Source organism: Williamsia muralis NBRC 105860, assembly GCF_001598915.1.
GTDB lineage: Bacteria > Actinomycetota > Actinomycetes > Mycobacteriales > Mycobacteriaceae > Williamsia > Williamsia muralis.
Genome location: NZ_BDAP01000002.1, coordinates 582,458 through 597,593, shown reverse-complemented (window position 1 = coordinate 597,593; position 15,136 = coordinate 582,458). Strand labels below are relative to the sequence as shown.

Genomic DNA, 15,136 nt, shown 5'->3' with positions numbered 1-15,136 from the left:
GAGCGGGCCGGTCATCCGGCCCGCTCGATTGCGTTTCACAGACTCCGGGAAAGGGCCTCGATCGGGTCGCTGTAGATCGCATCAAGCGAAACCGCGCCGGCGGCCTGCTGCTGCACGGTGGCACCCGACCGTGACACGCGCACGTCGCGCCGTTCGGACACAGAGGTCTCGCGAACAGCTCTGGCCACCACGGGCAGAGTCGAAGGCGCATCCGTGAACGCCTGCCCGCCCAGGACAACGTGGTCGGGGTTGAAGATGTCAGAGATGAGGCCGACCGCACGGCCGAGTACTTCGGCCCTCTCGGTCAGGATGGCGCGGGCCACGTCGTTGCCTGCGGCAGCGAGCTGGTGCACGTCTTCGACGGTCTCGATGGTCAACCCCGCAGCGATCGCGGCGTCGACCACACCGGTGTCGCTCACGGTCGGTTCGAGGCGACCGGTGCGGTGGGGGTCGAGGAGTTCGGTGCGGCCCGCGGGGAAATGTCCGATCTCCGGCGGCCCGGCGGTGGGTGTGTACACGCTTCCACCGACGGTGAAGGCGATACCAACCGTTTCCCGGGCGTAGAAGTAGACGAAGCTGCCGCCTTCTTGACCTGGATCGACCAACAATTCCGCTTGGGGGTTGAGCAGGAGTTCCGCGGCAGCCATCGCCTCGACGTGCGAGGCCACCGAGATGGGCAGACCGATCACCGATGCCAGGACCTCGCCGACGGGCGCGGATTGCCAGTTCAACCGGGAATGGCTCACACGTCCGCCGTTGTCGACCCGGCCGGCCAGCGCCACCCCGGCCCAGAGCACGCGCTTGTTCTGCCAGCGAGAGAGGAAACGTTTCGCGCTCAATCCGATCGACGTCAGGGTCTGCTCGGGGGTGTCGGCAGCCGGGGTCGGGATCTGGATGGCGCCAACCACGCGGTGAAACAGGTCGTGGGTGGTGATCGAGGTGACCTTGAGACCGATGTGGATGCCCACCGTCAGGTATTCGGCGGTGTTCAGCTCGAACGGGAGGCGGGGACGACCGATTGCGCCTGCGGGTGCCAGGTCGGCACGCTCGCGCAGTAGCCCGGCCTTCAGCAGGGCGCTGACCTGACGGTTCACCGTCGAGATACTCAACCCCGATGCGGCCGATGCCGCGTCGCGGAACACTGGGCCGTGCAGCCGGGCCGCTCGCAGGACAACTGCCGCCGGTTTGGTCGACAGATGAAGCTGAGGTGTCGCGACGTGGATACCGGCGCGGGTTCCGCCGAACTTGGCGGGCGCCGGCTTCTGACCGGGCGCGGGCTGCGGATGAGCGGGCCGAGCAGGCGAACCGATCCGCGATCCGGCTGGGCCACCCTGCCGAACTCCGCTGCGCTGCGTCTCCGGGACATTGGGTCGAGCGGACGGGCGAACAGGTGTTGCTATGCGGTGGTCAAGTGTTGCAGTCATCGAAGGTCCTCATCGAGTTGTCGCCTCCAGGACCAACGATGGCCGGGGCGGGGAAATGTCTGAGAGAAATGCCGCGATCGCGGCGGTTCGGGTCAGGACATTCGACAACAGAGGACACGAGCGAAAGGCAGACGACATCCCAGCGCGGTGGTCACATAGGTGACCTCCGGGATGTGGTGGCCGTTGCTCGTCATGAAGGTCAAAGTAGCAGCGGCGACGACACCTGTCCAACGGACCGGGGTCGCGGACGTGACGATCTGAGCGCAGGTCGACACCGCGCTCACCGGCGAGAATAGCCCCGCGGCAGCGGCGATCGCCGACTTGGAATCACACCGATCCGAACCCTGGGATCGCCGCGTCGACGCCGCCCACACTGTGTTCGAAACTCCAGGCTTTTGGCGTCGTCGACCACGGGTCGCTCCAGACGAACCGCCAGATGAACAGAAAGGCGTCCTCCGTGTCCCTGCATTTCCACTGGTTCCTGCCGACGTATGGCGACTCACGGAATCTGATGGCGGGTGGTCACGGTTCTGACATGTCCGGAGATCGGCCCGCCGATCTGCGTTATCTCAATCAGCTCGCCGGTGCCGCCGAGGTCAACGGATTCGAAGCCGTCCTCACGCCCACCGGCTTGTGGTGCGAGGACGCGTGGTTGTCCACCGCGATGTTGCTGGAGACCACCGACACCCTCAAGTTCCTCGTCGCCCTGCGACCGGGGCTGACCAGCCCCACCCTGTCGGCACAGATGTCGGCGACCTATCAGTGGCAGTCGAAGGGACGGCTCCTGCTCAACGTGGTCACCGGAGGTGAATCGTCGGAACAGCGCGCTTTCGGCGACTTCCTGTCCAAGGAGGCCCGGTACGAGCGGTGCGGCGAGTACCTCGACATCATCCGGCAGTTGTGGACCTCCGACGGCCCGGTGGACTTCACGGGCAAGCATCTGCGGGTCGAGGGCGCTCACCTGGCCCGTAAGCCCGATCCGCTTCCGCCCGTGTTCTTCGGCGGTTCCTCCCCGGCAGCGGGAACCGTCGCTTCCAAGTACGCCGACACCTATCTGACCTGGGGTGAGAAACCGGACGCGGTCGCCGAGAAGCTCAACTGGATCCGCGGGCTCGCCGCGGACGAGGGTCGTGAGCTGTCCTACGGCATCCGGCTGCACGTGATCTCGCGGGACACCGCGGAACAGGCCTGGGCCGAAGCCGACCGGCTTCTCGGTGCACTCGACCCGCAGGTGGTCGCCGGAGCCCAGCAGAACCTCGCCCGCTCGGAATCAGAAGGGCAACGGCGAATGCTCGAACTGCACGGCGGAGGCGCGGCGTTCAGCAGCGGTACCGATGCCCGTTCGCTTGAGATCTACCCGAACCTCTGGACCGGCGTCGGGCTCGTCCGAGGCGGAGCCGGCACTGCGCTGGTCGGCTCGCACGACGAGGTGGCCGACCGCATCGCGGAGTACGCGGCTCTGGGGCTCGATCACTTCATCCTGTCCGGCTACCCCCACGTGGAAGAGGCCTACCACTTCGGAGAGGGCGTGCGCCCGAGACTCATCCGGCGCGGCCTGCTCAGTGCCGATGACCGCGTGTCCGAGCCTGTCCGGGGAGCCTTCCTGCCGTCGTTGTCGCCGGCCGGCGCGTCCTGACGGGCTGCGCCTTCACCCAACCCGCCTTCACCTAGCCCGATTGACCCCTCCCGCAGAACCATTGGAGCAAACCGTGAGCACCGAACACATCGCCGATCAGATCAAGTTCGCCTACTGGGTCCCCAACGTCAGTGGCGGCCTGGTGACCAGTGACATCGAACAGCGAACGAGCTGGGACTTCGAGTACAACAAGAAGCTCGCACAGACCGCCGAGAACAACGGCTTCGAGTACGCACTGTCACAGGTGCGGTACATGGCGTCCTACGGCGCCGAGTTCCAGCACGAATCAACAGCTTTCAGCCTTGCACTGTTGGGGGCCACCGAAAAGCTCAAGGTCATCGCAGCCATCCATCCCGGCCTGTGGCATCCGGCGGTGCTGGCCAAGTTCGGGGCTACCGCCGACCACCTCTCGGGCGGCCGGTTCGCCATCAACGTCGTGTCGGGATGGTTCGCCGGAGAGTTCAAGGCGCTGGGTGAGCCCTGGCTCGAGCACGACGAACGCTACCGGCGCAGTGCCGAGTTCCTCGAGGTCATCCGCAAGATCTGGACCGAGGACAATGTCGATTACGGTGGCGACTTCTACCGGATCCGTGACTTCACCCTCAAGCCCAAGCCGCTCAACACACCCGAGCGCCCCAATCCCGAACTGTTCCAGGGAGGTAACTCCACCGCCGCCCGCAGCAACGGCGGACGCTTCGCCGACTGGTACTTCTCCAACGGCAAGGACTTCGATGGTGTCACCGAGCAGGTCGATGACCTGCGTGCGGTCGCCAGGGCGCACGACCGCGAGGTGAAGTTCGGTCTGAACGGGTTCATCATCGCCCGCGACACCGAGGCCGAGGCCCGGGACACCCTCCGGGAGATCATCGAGAAGGCCAATCGTCCTGCAGTCGAGGGGTTCCGGGATTCGGTGCAGCAGGCCGGCGCGTCCACCTCGGACGGCAAGGGCATGTGGGCCGAGTCGAGCTTCGAGGACCTCGTGCAGTACAACGACGGGTTCAAGACCAAGCTGATCGGCACGCCGGAACAGGTCGCCGAGCGGATCGTCGCCTACAAGCGGCTTGGCGTCGACCTGGTCCTCGGCGGCTTCCTGCACTTTCAGGAAGAGATCGAATACTTCGGTGCGAAGGTGCTGCCGCTGGTTCGTGAACTCGAAGCGGCCGACGCGGAAGCCGGCGTCGGCGCATCGTGAGCACCGCGATCGCCTCTCGCATCGACACTGCCGAGCAGGCACTGTCGGTGGCCCACGACCTGGCAGCACATTTCGCCACCGGCGCGGTGGCTCGCGATCGCGACCGAAAACTCCCCTATCGCGAGATCGATCAGCTGTCGGCCAGCGGACTGCTGGCGATCACGGTGCCGAGCCGTTTCGGTGGTGCAGACCTGCCGCCGAGCATCGTGGCCGAGGTGGTCCGCATCCTTGCAACAGCCGATCCCAACATCGCGCAGATCCCGCACAGCCACTTCGTGTACCTGAATCTGCTTCGTCTGGCTGCTGATCCACCACAGCAGCGCGATCTCTTCGAGGCGGTATTGGGCGGAAGCCGGATCGCGAATGCGCAGTCCGAGCGGGGCGGCAAGACCGTTGCCGACATCACCACCACGGTCAGAGCGGACCGCGGCGTACTCCGTCTGGACGGCTCGAAGTACTACTGCACCGGATCGCTGTACGCCCATACGCTCGCGGTGCTGGCACGGCTCGACGACCCCGACCACAAGACGGGTCTCGACGAAGGCGAGTACGTGGCGTTCATCCCCGCCGACGCCGCCGGTGTCCGCATCGTCGATGACTGGAACGGACTCGGCCAGCGCACCACGGGCAGCGGCACCATCACGTTCGAAGGAGTGTCCCTGCGCCGCGACCAGTTGGTCGCCCGGGCTCGCGCGGTGGGCGCCCCCGCCGGGTACGGCGCGTTTGCCCAGCTGCTGCACGTGGCCATCGACGCCGGCATCGCTCGCGGAGCGCTTTCTGCTGCAACAGATTTCGTCCGAAGCCGCAGTCGCCCCTGGTTCGAGGCAGGTGTCGATCGCGCCATCGACGACCCGTTGGTGATTCAACGCGTCGGCGAGTTGGCCGTGGAGGTGATCTCCGCCGAGGCAACCCTGAAGAGCGCCGGCGAGGCGGTGGACGCCACGTTCGTGGCTGAGGCCGACGCGACAGCAGAGCGAGCCGCCGCCGCTTCGATTGCGGTGGCGACAGCGAAGATTGTTGCCGACCGGGCCTCCAACGAGGTGTCGAGCGCACTCTTCGAGGTATCAGGAACGCGAAGCGCCGCAGCAGATCTCGGCCTGGATCACTTCTGGCGCAACGCGCGCACGCACACCTTGCACGACCCGGTGCGGTGGAAGTACCAGCACATCGGTCGTTCGTTGCTGCACGACACACCACCACCGCTGCACGGGGTCATCTGACGCCAGAAGCGCCGAACGCGTCTCAGGTGTCGTCGTCTTTGCGGAACGTGACATCGACGTGTTCGAACCCCTTGGCTCGCTGGGCCTTTGCTTGACGGGTGTATGTCTTGCGGTCACCGTGGGTGAGGTCCACGGCGTCGGTGAACGGGGTCAGCAACGCCCTCGGGTAGAGGTGATGCACTCTCACCACGTTGATCTCCGCGGTGAACACCACGGCGATGGAGGTGAGATAGAAGAACGCGAGAAGGCCCAGAACCACGGCGAACACACTGTTGGTGGTACTCGCGTTCTTCACCACCTGGGTGACGTAGACCGTTCCGAATGTCTGCAACAGCTGCCAGACGATCGCCATCGCGACCGCGCCCGGCAACACATCGCGATAGCTCACGTCGTTGCTGGTACTGAGGCGGTAGGCAATGGTGAACACCGCCGAGTTGATGACCACTGCCAGAAGGCCGATGGTCACCCCCTCCAAGGCCCCCAGGGGTCCGGGTAGTCCGGCGAAGGTGGACAACACAGCGGTACCCACCAAGGTCATCGCCAGCACGGTCAGCAGGAGCAGGCTGCGGAACCGGGAGAAGATCGGGTTGGGCCGGTTGTTACGCGGCACCTGCCACAGGGTGTTCATCGCGTTCTGGGCCGCCTGGCCGACACCCGAGGCGCCGTACAGGGCGCCGAGGATGCCGATCACGATTCCTGCTGTGCCACCGCTGAGTTCCTGCGGTTCGCCGAGTTGCGGGCCGATCACCGGGAACTGGCCGAGCGCCGAATCGAGTACCTTCGCCTGCCACTCGGGATTGTCGTCGAGCACTATGCCGACGCCGGTGGTCAAGAGCAGCAACAAGGGGAACAATGCGAGGAACGCGTAGTACGTCATGAGAACGGCGAGATATCCGCCCTGATCGTCCGCGTATTTGTAGATCACGGCGATGCCGAAACCCAACACGGGGTGCCGCCTCTGCAGCTTGTCCAAACGCTCGATCATCATGCACCCCAGTCGTTGCCTGGCGCGCCATCGCTTGTTGAGCGCAGCGACAACGCTACCCGAGCCAGGTCACTGCAAGCGGTCGAGCAGCCCTTTCGCGTCGTACGGTGCCCTGACCTTTGCGTCGTTGTCGAAGTAGACGAACACATCGCGGTCCACCGCGCGCGCGCGGAACCGCTCGGCCCACGAATCGAGTGCCTCGTCGGTGTAGCCGCTGGTGTAGAGCTCGGTGTCGCCGTGCAGACGGGCGTAGACGAAGTCGGATGTCACCTCGTCGATCACGGGGAACTTGCCCGCCGAGTCGGCGAGCACCAGCGCCATGTCGAGCTCACGCAACAGGTCGGGCAACTCCGGTGTCATGAAACTCGGGTGCCGGACCTCGAGTGCGTGACGGATCGGCCGCTCCGCGTCGGTTGTGGTCCAGGCCCGGTCGGCGATGCGGTCACTGTGTCCCGTGGAGAGTTCGGCTGCTTCGGTGGTGGTGCGCGGCAGCAGATGCGCGAACGCCGTGAGTGTGTCTGCGTCGAACGGCAGATTGGGCGGCAGTTGCCAGAGGATCGGCCCCAGTTTGGGTCCGAGTGCCAGTACGCCCGACGCGAAGAAGGTGGCCAGCGGCTGGTCCACGTCGACGAGCCGCTTCATATGGGTGACAAAGCGCGGGCCCTTCACCGAGAAGAGGAAATCGTCGGGCGTCTGCTCCGCCCACTTCAGGTAGCTGGTCGGCCGCTGCAGAGAATAGAAGGACCCGTTGAGTTCGACCGAGTTCAGAACCCGGGAGATGTACTCGAGTTCGCGGCGTTGGGCCAGGCCCTCCGGATAGAAGGTTTTTCGCCAGGGCGGATACACCCACCCCGAGGTGCCGACTCGAATCATTCCCCAACCTCTACACGAGCGGCGGCGATCGCTCGACCGGACACCCGAAAACCGCCCAACCTGGCGCAATCGATGGCCAAAGAACCCTGGTTGTTGTCAGACCGCTCCCGTAACCTTTTCCCCATGACTATCGAGGCCGCGGTAGATTCTGACTTCCTGGAAGTCACCGAACCGTACCGACGTGAACTGCTTGCACATTGCTATCGGATGATGGGTTCACATCACGACGCAGAGGACCTTCTCCAGGAGACGTTCATCCGCGCCTGGCGTGGTTACGACCGGTTCGACGGTCGCGCTTCGGTGCGTACGTGGCTCTACAAGATCGCCACCAACACCTGCCTCACCGCTCTCGGGTCCAAGCAACGTCGGCCGCTGCCCTCGGGACTCGGCGGCGAGTCGTCGGATCCTCAGGGCGCTCTCCTCGAGGACCACGAGGTGCCATGGCTCGAGCCGTTTGCCGGGTCGGACGAGACGTTGTCCGAGACCGCGGACCCCGCCACCGTCGTCGGTTCCCGTGAATCCATCCGTTTGGCGTTCATCGCTGCGCTCCAGCATCTCCCCGAGCGCCAACGCGCGATCCTGATCCTCCGTGATGTACTCCAGTGGCGCGCTGCCGAGGTCGCCGAGACGCTGGGGTTGACCACCGCAACGGTGAACAGCTTACTCCAGCGCGCCCGAGCCCAGCTCAAAGAGGTTGCGCCGGAGCGTGATTCCGTGGTCGAGCCCGGAGACGCCGCCCAGCGAGAACTCTTGCAGAAGTGGGTCGACGCCTTCGAGGCGTACGACATCGATGCCATCGTCGCGTTGTTCACCGACAAGGCCATCTGGGAGATGCCGCCGTTCACCGGCTGGTACCAGGGCCCGGAGGTCATCGGTACGCTCATCGGTTCCAACTGTCCGGCCAAGGCAGCCGGCGACATGGTGCTGCTGCCGGCGGTGGCCAATGGCCAGCCCGCGTTCGGGCTGTACATGCTCGACGCCGACGGTGTGCACAGGCCCTTCCAATTGCAGGTCCTGGACATCACCGCCGACGGCGTCGGCCATGTGGTGGCTTTCTTCTCCGACACCATGGAGGCCGACTTCGCCCGGTTCGGACTGCCTGCCGTGCCTCCCGGCCCGTCGGCGTCGGAGAAAGAACCGGTTCAGCCAGAGATGCCGAGCTAGCCCGAAATGCCGTCCTAACCCGAAATGGCGGACTGATCCATCCAGGTGACCTCCCACACGTGACCGTCGAGGTCGAGGAAGCTACGGCCGTACATGAACCCGTGATCCTGCGCGTCCATCCACTTGGAGCCACCGATCTCCAGCGCCTTGTCGACGAGTGTGTCCACGGCCTCACGGGATTCGGCGGAGATGGCGATCAGCACCTCACGTTCTTTGCTGGTGTCGGCGATGCCTCCGGTGATGAAGTCCTGGAACCGGGCGGGCGTCATCAGCATGGCAACGGTGAGTTCGTTGATCACCAGGCACAGGGTGTTCTCGTCGCTGAAGGTCTCGTTGAACTCGAATCCGAGCTCTCCGAAGAACTTGCGTGTCGCGGGGATGTCGGTGGCGGTTGTGTTGAGGAACAGCATGCGGGACATGATGATGACTCCGATCCAGGGTTGTTTTGTGCATCAAGCGGACACCACAACAGACATCCCCTGCAAGCAAAACTCATCGCCCGCCGAACTTCCGCCTTTCGCCTGATGCACCGGGACCGCCTCGACGCCCATGATCAGGCGATGCGAACCGGTGGGCTGCTGTGACAGATGGATGGGATGATCTGACGGCTCGGGGCGCGTGGATGCCCGGGGCCGTGCGCGCCGAACTGGAGACCGATCCCCACCCCTTGATCGGCCGGCGGAGCAAACGCGACATCGCGATCGACGTACTGATGATCCTGCTGGCCGCCGCGATCGGGGTCGTTGCCATCAGCCCACGTCTGGACGACATCTCCGGCATGATCGTCGCCGACATTGCGGTCGGGGTGGCGGGCTGCGTGGCCATGGTGTGGCGGCGCCGATGGCCGCTGGCTCTGGCAATCGTCGCGACGGTCGCCTCCGGATTCACCTCGGCCATCGGCGGGGTCGCTCTGCTGGCGGTGTTCTCGCTCGCCGTCCACAAGCCGATGCGTTACGCGGTCTCGGTGGCCCTGGCCAGCTTTGTTGCAGCTTTGACAAACCGTTGGCTGTACCCGGAAGGGCAGGAGTCGCTGCTCGCCGTGCTCGTGTTCTGGGCGCTGATGGCCGCGGTGGCGGTCGGGTGGGGAACCATGGTCCGCAACCGCCGGCAGCTGTTGATCTCACTGGCCGAGCGTGCGCGAACCGTCGAGGCCGAGCAGCGCGAACGGATCGCCAACGCGCGGGCCACCGAACGCGAACGGCTCGCACGGGAGATGCATGATGTGCTCGCCCACCGGATGAGCCTGCTGTCCGTGCATGCCGGCGCGCTCGAGTTCAGGCCCGACGCACCACCGGAGGACATCCGCCGGGCGGCCGGGGTGATCCGCGCCGGCGTCCATCAGATGCTGGTCGACCTGCGTGACGTGATCGCCATGCTGCGTGAGGACTCCGAGGATTTTGCTCAGCCCACCCGATCGCTGAGCACTCTGCCCACCCTGTTCGGCGAAGCCGAGGAGGCGGGCAGTCAGATCCGCGCGACCATCGACATCTGCGACCTCGACGACGTCCCGGGTGTGGTCAGCCGGGCCGCCTATCGAATTGTTCAGGAGGGCTTGACCAATGCGCGTAAACACGCGGGTGCTGTTCCGGTGACCGTGCACATCAGCGGCGGACCCGGAGATGGGCTGAGTGTGAGGATTCACCAACCACTGTCGATGGCTGCCAATTCGGCCATCGAACCGATCCCGGGGGCCAAGTCGGGTCTGGTCGGCATCAACGAGCGGGTCACGCTCGCCGGCGGCGAGTTGTCGTATGGCGTCGTGGAGCGCAACTTCGTGCTGACCGCTCGCCTGCCATGGGAAGCGGGCAGCCTGTGAGCACCGAGGCCCCATCCCCCATCCGCCTGCTGCTCGTGGACGACGAGTGGCTGGTGCGTGCGGGTCTGCGGACGATGCTGTCGGGGCAGCCGGACATCGACATCGTCGGCGAAGCCGCGGACGGGTCCACGGTCTCGGCGCTCGCACAGCAGACCGGCGCCAACGTGGTGCTGATGGACATCCGGATGCCGAAGGTCAACGGGCTCGAGGCCACCATCGCGTTGCGTTCGATGGCCGAGCCGCCACAGGTGATCATGTTGACCACCTTCGACACCGACGACCTGGTGTTGCGTTCGTTGCAGGCAGGCGCCAGCGGCTTCCTCCTCAAGGACACCCCGCCGGCCGACCTCATCGCATCTCTGCGCAAAGTTGTTGCGGGCGAGCCGATCCTGTCACCGTCGATCACCCGCAAGTTGATCGTGCGCTTCACCGACCCCGGCGATCGCCGCACGAAGGCAACAGAACAGTTCGATCTGCTGACCGCAGGCGAGCAGCGCGTGGCCATCGCGGTCGCGCGCGGGATGTCGAACGCCGCGATCGCCGAAGAGTTGTTCGTGTCCATCGCCACGGTCAAGAGTCACATCTCGCACATCCTGGAGAAGCTGACGTTCAACAACAGGGTGCAGATCGCACTCCTGGTTCACGACGCGTTACCCGGTGAGGTGCTCTGAACTCGACGTCGCGCGTTCTACCGTCCACAGACACAGGCATTTCGTCTCGGCGCAGGGGTTGCAACTCCTGCGCCTGGATACAAAACCTGCGAATTCGTCGCTGCGGCAACTACTTCAAGACCAGTGCGATGGTGTCGACCAAGAGGTCGACCATCTCGTGCAGAGAGTCGGCGCCGAGCGCGCCGGCCATCTCATCGGAACGCATGCTGATCACCGACTCGACGAGCCGGAACGGCAGGTGTCGACGCGGATCGTCGGGGTCACCGAGTACCTCACCTGCCAGCGCGGCGTAGATACGCGCCAGATCTGTTCTCGCTTGGCGGAATTCGGCGAAGCGCTCGGTGCGCAGTTCCGGCAAGAGATACAGGGCGCCGAGGTTCCACCTCGAACCCGCGAGTTGGGCGGCGTCGAATCTGGCAAGCGACTGCAGCCGTTCGAGCGCCGGCTCGCCAACGGCCTCTCGTAGCTGCTGTGCTGTGGCCAGCGCCCGCGCCACGGTGTTCTGTAGCAACGCCTCGAGGATGTCGTCCTTGGTCTTGAAGTGATGATAGAGAGAGGCCTGCCGAATACCGACGGCCTCCGCGATCATCCGGGTGGAGGTACCGGAGTATCCGCGTGTGGTGAAGAGTTCTCCGGCGGCGTCGAGGATCTCGTCCCGCGCGGTATCCCCATGGCGACGCTGCTCCACCAACCTCGGGCGACCTGGCCCTGCCGAAACCGAACTCACACAGAGCACCTTACTGTCATTGGCTGCAGCCGATCCGTCGTCGCAGCGCGGCTCGGATGACAAACGGACCTGACCTGGCCAGTGCGCATTCGGAAACACAGTTGTTGCACTCGTTTGCCTCGGGGTAACAAACCTGTCACCCGACAGAAATAGCGAACGGTTTATCTATCACCTGACAGATAAACCGGGCTCATGGGCCCACTACCAGGAAGATCTCCCATGACCGCAACTGCGCAACCACCTTCGGCACCAGTGAGCGGCGGCGTCACCAAGAACGGCGACTCCGACGATCTCTCCGCGTTCGGTTACACCCAGCAGCTCCATCGTTCGCTGGGAACATTCGCGTCCTTTGCGGCGGGATTTTCCTTTGTCTCCATCCTGACGACCATCTTCCAGCTCTTCGGGCTCGGCTTCTCGTTCGGCGGTCCGGCATTCTTCTGGACATGGCCCGCGGTCTACGTCGGTCAACTCCTGGTGGCGCTGTGCTTCGCCGAGATCGCCGCTCGCTTCCCCATCTCGGGGGCCATCTACCAATGGTCGCGCCGGATGGGCGGCGAGGTGATCGGCTGGTTCGGCGGCTGGTTCATGATCCTCGCGCAGATCGTCACCGCCTCGGCGGCAGCAATTGCGCTGCAGGTGGTGATGCCGTCCATCTGGACCGGCTTCCAGCTCATCGGCTCCGACCCTGCCCTCACCAGCACCAGCGGCGCGTCCAACGCTGTACTGCTCGGCTCGATCCTGCTGGTGATCACCACCATCATCAACTGCATCGGCGTCAACTGGATGAGCCGAGTCAACAGCATCGGTGTCACGTGCGAGATCGTCGGCGTCATCGCCGTGATCCTGGCCCTGTTCACCCATGCCGAGCGCGGCCCCGACGTGGTGTTCGACACCGGCATTCCAGGCGAACAGCCCGGGTACGTCTGGGCTTTCATCGTCTCCGGTTTGATGGCCGCTTACGTCATGGTCGGCTTCGGCTCCGCAGGCGAGCTCGCCGAGGAGACCAAGAACCCGCGACGTGTCGCACCGCGGACCATCCGCTTGGCGTTGACCGTATCGGCCATCGGCGGTGGGCTCATGCTGCTCGGCGCCCTGATGGCAGCACCGAGCCTCGGTGAAGAACTGGCCGTCGGCGGCCTGCCTTACGTCCTCGACTCCGTGCTCGGATCGTTCTGGGGCAAGGTCCTGCTGTGCGACGTCGTGGTGGCGATCTTCATCTGCACCTTGGCAATTCAGACCGCATGCTCCCGGCTGATGTTCTCGATGGCCCGCGACGACCGGCTTCCCGGATCCCGGATCCTCTCGCACGTCAACCCCAGAACCGGCACCCCGATCGCCCCGTCGATCCTGATCGGTGTTCTCTGCATCGGCGTTCTGGTGGTCAACGTGGGCAACTCGGCGATCTTCGCGACCCTCGCCAGTGTCTGCATCATCCTGATCTACCTTGCCTACCTCTCCGTCACGGGTCCGATGCTGTGGCGACGGCTCAAGGGTTGGCCGCACGGCACCCCCACAGTCGACGCCGAGGGCAAAAAACTGTTCAGCCTGGGCCGGTTCGGAATTCCCATCAACCTCCTTGCAGTCGTCTACGGGCTCGCCATGGTCGTGAACCTGGCATGGCCACGGTCGGAGATCTTCGACCCGGCCGGCGAGATGCCCATCCTGAAGTGGGCGGGCCCGATCTGCATCGCGGTGGCCATCCTGCTCGGCATCGCCTGCTTCCCACACGGCAAGAAGCATCCGATGCCCGTGAAGGTCGCCGCACCCGCAGAGCCCATCTGACCCCCGGCCTGGCCGCTGCGATCCGGCTCTCCGCGAACAGCTCTCACCGAAAGGGAACTCCGTCATGACAACGTCCACCGAGTCGACAACCGGTTCGACCGGCACCACCGCAGGGGCCCGTGAACATGCGCGGGCACAGGCCGCCACCATCACCGACTCCATGCCGGTGGTGCCGGCATCGACGTGGACACCGTTGCCCGACAACGTCGTCGCGCACGACATGACCTGGGCTGAGACGGTTCCCGGTGGGCGTTACACGGTGAAGGTTCTTGCCCGCGGAACGCGCCTACGACTGCGTGATGTGGTCGGCGCCGGATGTGCGCACATCCTCCTGTGGCGCGCCGATGCACCATGGGAGCGGCTCAATGTCGCCGACACGGTCAAGGTGCCCTGGCAGGCGTACCTCGGCGCCGGCCACCCGCTGCTCAGTGATCAGGGTCGTGCACTCGCGACCATCGTCGCCGACACTTCCGGCCACCACGACGCCCTGTGCGGTACCAGCACCCTCGCCGGGAACCTCGCGAAATATGGTGCCGGAGCTGCTCATTCGACGTCGCCGGCCGGCCGCGAGATGTTCACGCTGGCGGCCGCGAAGCACGGACTGAACCCCACCGACGTGGTTCCGTCCCTGTCGTTCTTCCACAGCATCGTGGTGGAAGCCGACGGAACACTGACGTCGAAGGGCTCCGCCGGCCGCGACAAGTACGTAGATCTGCTCTTGCATCTCCCGTGCACCGTCGCGGTCGTCAACACCGCGCATCCTCTCGACCCGTCTCCCGGTTTCGATGTGGGGCCACTGGAGATCTTGGCGTGGAAGGCACCGGGCGACCTCGATTCCGCGTTGGCCTCCCTGCCCGACACAGACCCCGAGTATCAGCGGGCGGTGCTCAACTCCGAAGACGTGTGGGGCGCAGCCCACTGGTGATGTCCGTGCTCGCTCACCTCGTCCAACTCCCCAGCACTCCCCCTGAAAGGACTCCGTGATGACCTCTGCCACAACGGCATCGGCTCGCGACCTCGCCCTCGTCGACGGACAGGTGATCCTCGACCACGAGATCGGCGAACGTGCACCGTGGTCAGGCATCGTCGAAGCCGGCGATGTGCTGACCATCGTCGATCTGCATGGGAACCAGGCCGTGGACACCCTGTTCTTCGGCGGTGCCGATCACACCATCCGCTACTCCGCCCAGACCACCATCGCCGCCCAGGGCAACATCTTCCTCACCACCGGAACCGTGATCCGCGACCATGATTCGGCGCCGATGATGACCATCGTGGCCGATGAGGTGGGCAACCACGACACCGTCGGCGGCGCGTGCTCGCAGGAGTCGAACACCCTTCGCTACGGCCACCACACCAAACACCAGCACGCCTGTGTGGAGAACTTCTTGATCGGTGGCGCGCGACACGGGCTGGGTAAGTCGGACCTGGTAGGCAACGTCAACTTCTTCATGAATGTGCCGGTGGATCCGGACGGCTCGCTCGGCATCGTCGACGGTTTGTCGGCACCGGGCCGGCGAGTCGCATTGCGCGCCGAAGCCGACACCCTGGTGCTGATATCGAACTGCCCCCAGATCAACAACCCCTGCAACGGATTCGACCCCACCTCGGTGCGGGTCATCGTGACACGACCAGAGGCATAACAG

The 15,136-nt window shown here is 65.0% G+C and carries 14 protein-coding genes; 9 read left to right on the top strand and 5 right to left on the bottom strand.

What is annotated here, in order from left to right; translation table 11 throughout:
• Positions 1–35: 35 nt before the first annotated feature.
• Positions 36–1,424 (bottom strand): ROK family protein, encoded by a 1,389-nt coding sequence (locus WIMU1_RS09675; RefSeq protein WP_062796757.1) that lies wholly within the window; start codon positions 1,422–1,424, stop codon positions 36–38.
• 457 nt (positions 1,425–1,881) lie between these two features.
• Here WIMU1_RS09675 and WIMU1_RS09665 point away from each other — a divergent pair, with 457 nt between their 5' ends.
• The 3 genes from WIMU1_RS09665 to WIMU1_RS09655 all read left to right on the top strand — a co-directional run bounded on the left by WIMU1_RS09665 (position 1,882) and on the right by WIMU1_RS09655 (position 5,472).
• Positions 1,882–3,060 (top strand): LLM class flavin-dependent oxidoreductase, encoded by a 1,179-nt coding sequence (locus WIMU1_RS09665; RefSeq protein WP_062796753.1) that lies wholly within the window; start codon positions 1,882–1,884, stop codon positions 3,058–3,060.
• Positions 3,061–3,133: 73 nt separating this feature from the next.
• Positions 3,134–4,252 carry a dimethylsulfone monooxygenase SfnG gene (gene sfnG, locus WIMU1_RS09660; RefSeq protein WP_062796751.1) on the top strand — a complete coding sequence of 373 codons (1,119 nt, stop codon included), beginning with the start codon at positions 3,134–3,136 and terminating at the stop codon, positions 4,250–4,252.
• Positions 4,249–5,472: an SfnB family sulfur acquisition oxidoreductase gene (locus WIMU1_RS09655; RefSeq protein WP_062796749.1), complete on the top strand. Its 1,224-nt coding sequence runs from the start codon at positions 4,249–4,251 to the stop codon at positions 5,470–5,472. The genes sfnG and WIMU1_RS09655 overlap by 4 nt, the downstream gene beginning before the upstream one ends.
• 22 nt (positions 5,473–5,494) lie before the next feature.
• Here the strand turns inward: WIMU1_RS09655 and WIMU1_RS09650 are convergent, their stop codons facing one another.
• Positions 5,495–6,457 carry a YihY/virulence factor BrkB family protein gene (locus WIMU1_RS09650; RefSeq protein ID WP_062797547.1) on the bottom strand — a complete coding sequence of 321 codons (963 nt, stop codon included), beginning with the start codon at positions 6,455–6,457 and terminating at the stop codon, positions 5,495–5,497.
• Positions 6,458–6,526: 69 nt separating this feature from the next.
• Entirely contained in the window at positions 6,527–7,330 is an 804-nt protein-coding gene (locus WIMU1_RS09645; protein WP_062796747.1) for a DUF72 domain-containing protein, read from the bottom strand.
• A gap of 123 nt (positions 7,331–7,453) precedes the next feature.
• Here WIMU1_RS09645 and WIMU1_RS09640 point away from each other — a divergent pair, with 123 nt between their 5' ends.
• Positions 7,454–8,494, top strand: a complete 1,041-nt coding sequence (locus WIMU1_RS09640) for a sigma-70 family RNA polymerase sigma factor (RefSeq protein WP_062797546.1) — start codon at positions 7,454–7,456, stop codon at positions 8,492–8,494.
• A gap of 14 nt (positions 8,495–8,508) precedes the next feature.
• Here WIMU1_RS09640 and WIMU1_RS09635 read toward each other — a convergent pair whose 3' ends face one another.
• Positions 8,509–8,913: a VOC family protein gene (locus tag WIMU1_RS09635; protein ID WP_062796745.1), complete on the bottom strand. Its 405-nt coding sequence runs from the start codon at positions 8,911–8,913 to the stop codon at positions 8,509–8,511.
• 161 nt (positions 8,914–9,074) lie between these two features.
• Here WIMU1_RS09635 and WIMU1_RS09630 point away from each other — a divergent pair, with 161 nt between their 5' ends.
• Together WIMU1_RS09630 and WIMU1_RS09625 are read left to right on the top strand one after the other, a co-directional pair.
• Complete coding sequence (locus tag WIMU1_RS09630; RefSeq protein WP_062796743.1) at positions 9,075–10,310, top strand: sensor histidine kinase; 1,236 nt, start codon at positions 9,075–9,077, stop codon at positions 10,308–10,310.
• Positions 10,307–10,981: a response regulator gene (locus WIMU1_RS09625; RefSeq protein ID WP_245968901.1), complete on the top strand. Its 675-nt coding sequence runs from the start codon at positions 10,307–10,309 to the stop codon at positions 10,979–10,981. Before WIMU1_RS09630 ends, WIMU1_RS09625 begins: the two co-directional genes overlap by 4 nt.
• Before the next feature lie 109 nt (positions 10,982–11,090).
• Here the strand turns inward: WIMU1_RS09625 and WIMU1_RS09620 are convergent, their stop codons facing one another.
• Positions 11,091–11,708 carry a TetR/AcrR family transcriptional regulator gene (locus WIMU1_RS09620; protein ID WP_174548717.1) on the bottom strand — a complete coding sequence of 206 codons (618 nt, stop codon included), beginning with the start codon at positions 11,706–11,708 and terminating at the stop codon, positions 11,091–11,093.
• 219 nt (positions 11,709–11,927) lie between these two features.
• On the opposite strand from WIMU1_RS09620, the gene WIMU1_RS09615 reads away from it, so the two are divergent.
• The 3 genes from WIMU1_RS09615 (at position 11,928) to WIMU1_RS09605 (ending at position 15,133) form a co-directional block, all read left to right on the top strand.
• A complete protein-coding gene (locus WIMU1_RS09615; protein ID WP_031333382.1) occupies positions 11,928–13,490 on the top strand; it encodes an amino acid permease in 1,563 nt (520 codons plus the stop codon).
• 64 nt (positions 13,491–13,554) lie between these two features.
• The gene (locus WIMU1_RS09610) at positions 13,555–14,415 is read left to right on the top strand and encodes an urea amidolyase associated protein UAAP1 (protein WP_062796739.1); all 861 of its coding nucleotides are present in this window, start codon (positions 13,555–13,557) and stop codon (positions 14,413–14,415) included.
• Positions 14,416–14,473: 58 nt separating this feature from the next.
• Entirely contained in the window at positions 14,474–15,133 is a 660-nt protein-coding gene (locus tag WIMU1_RS09605) for an urea amidolyase associated protein UAAP2 (protein WP_062796737.1), read from the top strand.
• The last annotated feature ends 3 nt before the right edge of the window (positions 15,134–15,136 follow it).

Coding starts and splice junctions, on each gene's coding strand:
- WIMU1_RS09675 (WP_062796757.1), bottom strand. CDS start 1,424: ATGACTGCAACACTTGACCACCGCATAGCAACACCTGTTCGCCCGTCC.
- WIMU1_RS09650 (WP_062797547.1), bottom strand. CDS start 6,457: ATGATCGAGCGTTTGGACAAGCTGCAGAGGCGGCACCCCGTGTTGGGT.
- WIMU1_RS09645 (WP_062796747.1), bottom strand. CDS start 7,330: ATGATTCGAGTCGGCACCTCGGGGTGGGTGTATCCGCCCTGGCGAAAA.
- WIMU1_RS09640 (WP_062797546.1), top strand. CDS start 7,454: ATGACTATCGAGGCCGCGGTAGATTCTGACTTCCTGGAAGTCACCGAA.
- WIMU1_RS09635 (WP_062796745.1), bottom strand. CDS start 8,913: ATGTCCCGCATGCTGTTCCTCAACACAACCGCCACCGACATCCCCGCG.
- WIMU1_RS09615 (WP_031333382.1), top strand. CDS start 11,928: ATGACCGCAACTGCGCAACCACCTTCGGCACCAGTGAGCGGCGGCGTC.
- WIMU1_RS09610 (WP_062796739.1), top strand. CDS start 13,555: ATGACAACGTCCACCGAGTCGACAACCGGTTCGACCGGCACCACCGCA.
- WIMU1_RS09605 (WP_062796737.1), top strand. CDS start 14,474: ATGACCTCTGCCACAACGGCATCGGCTCGCGACCTCGCCCTCGTCGAC.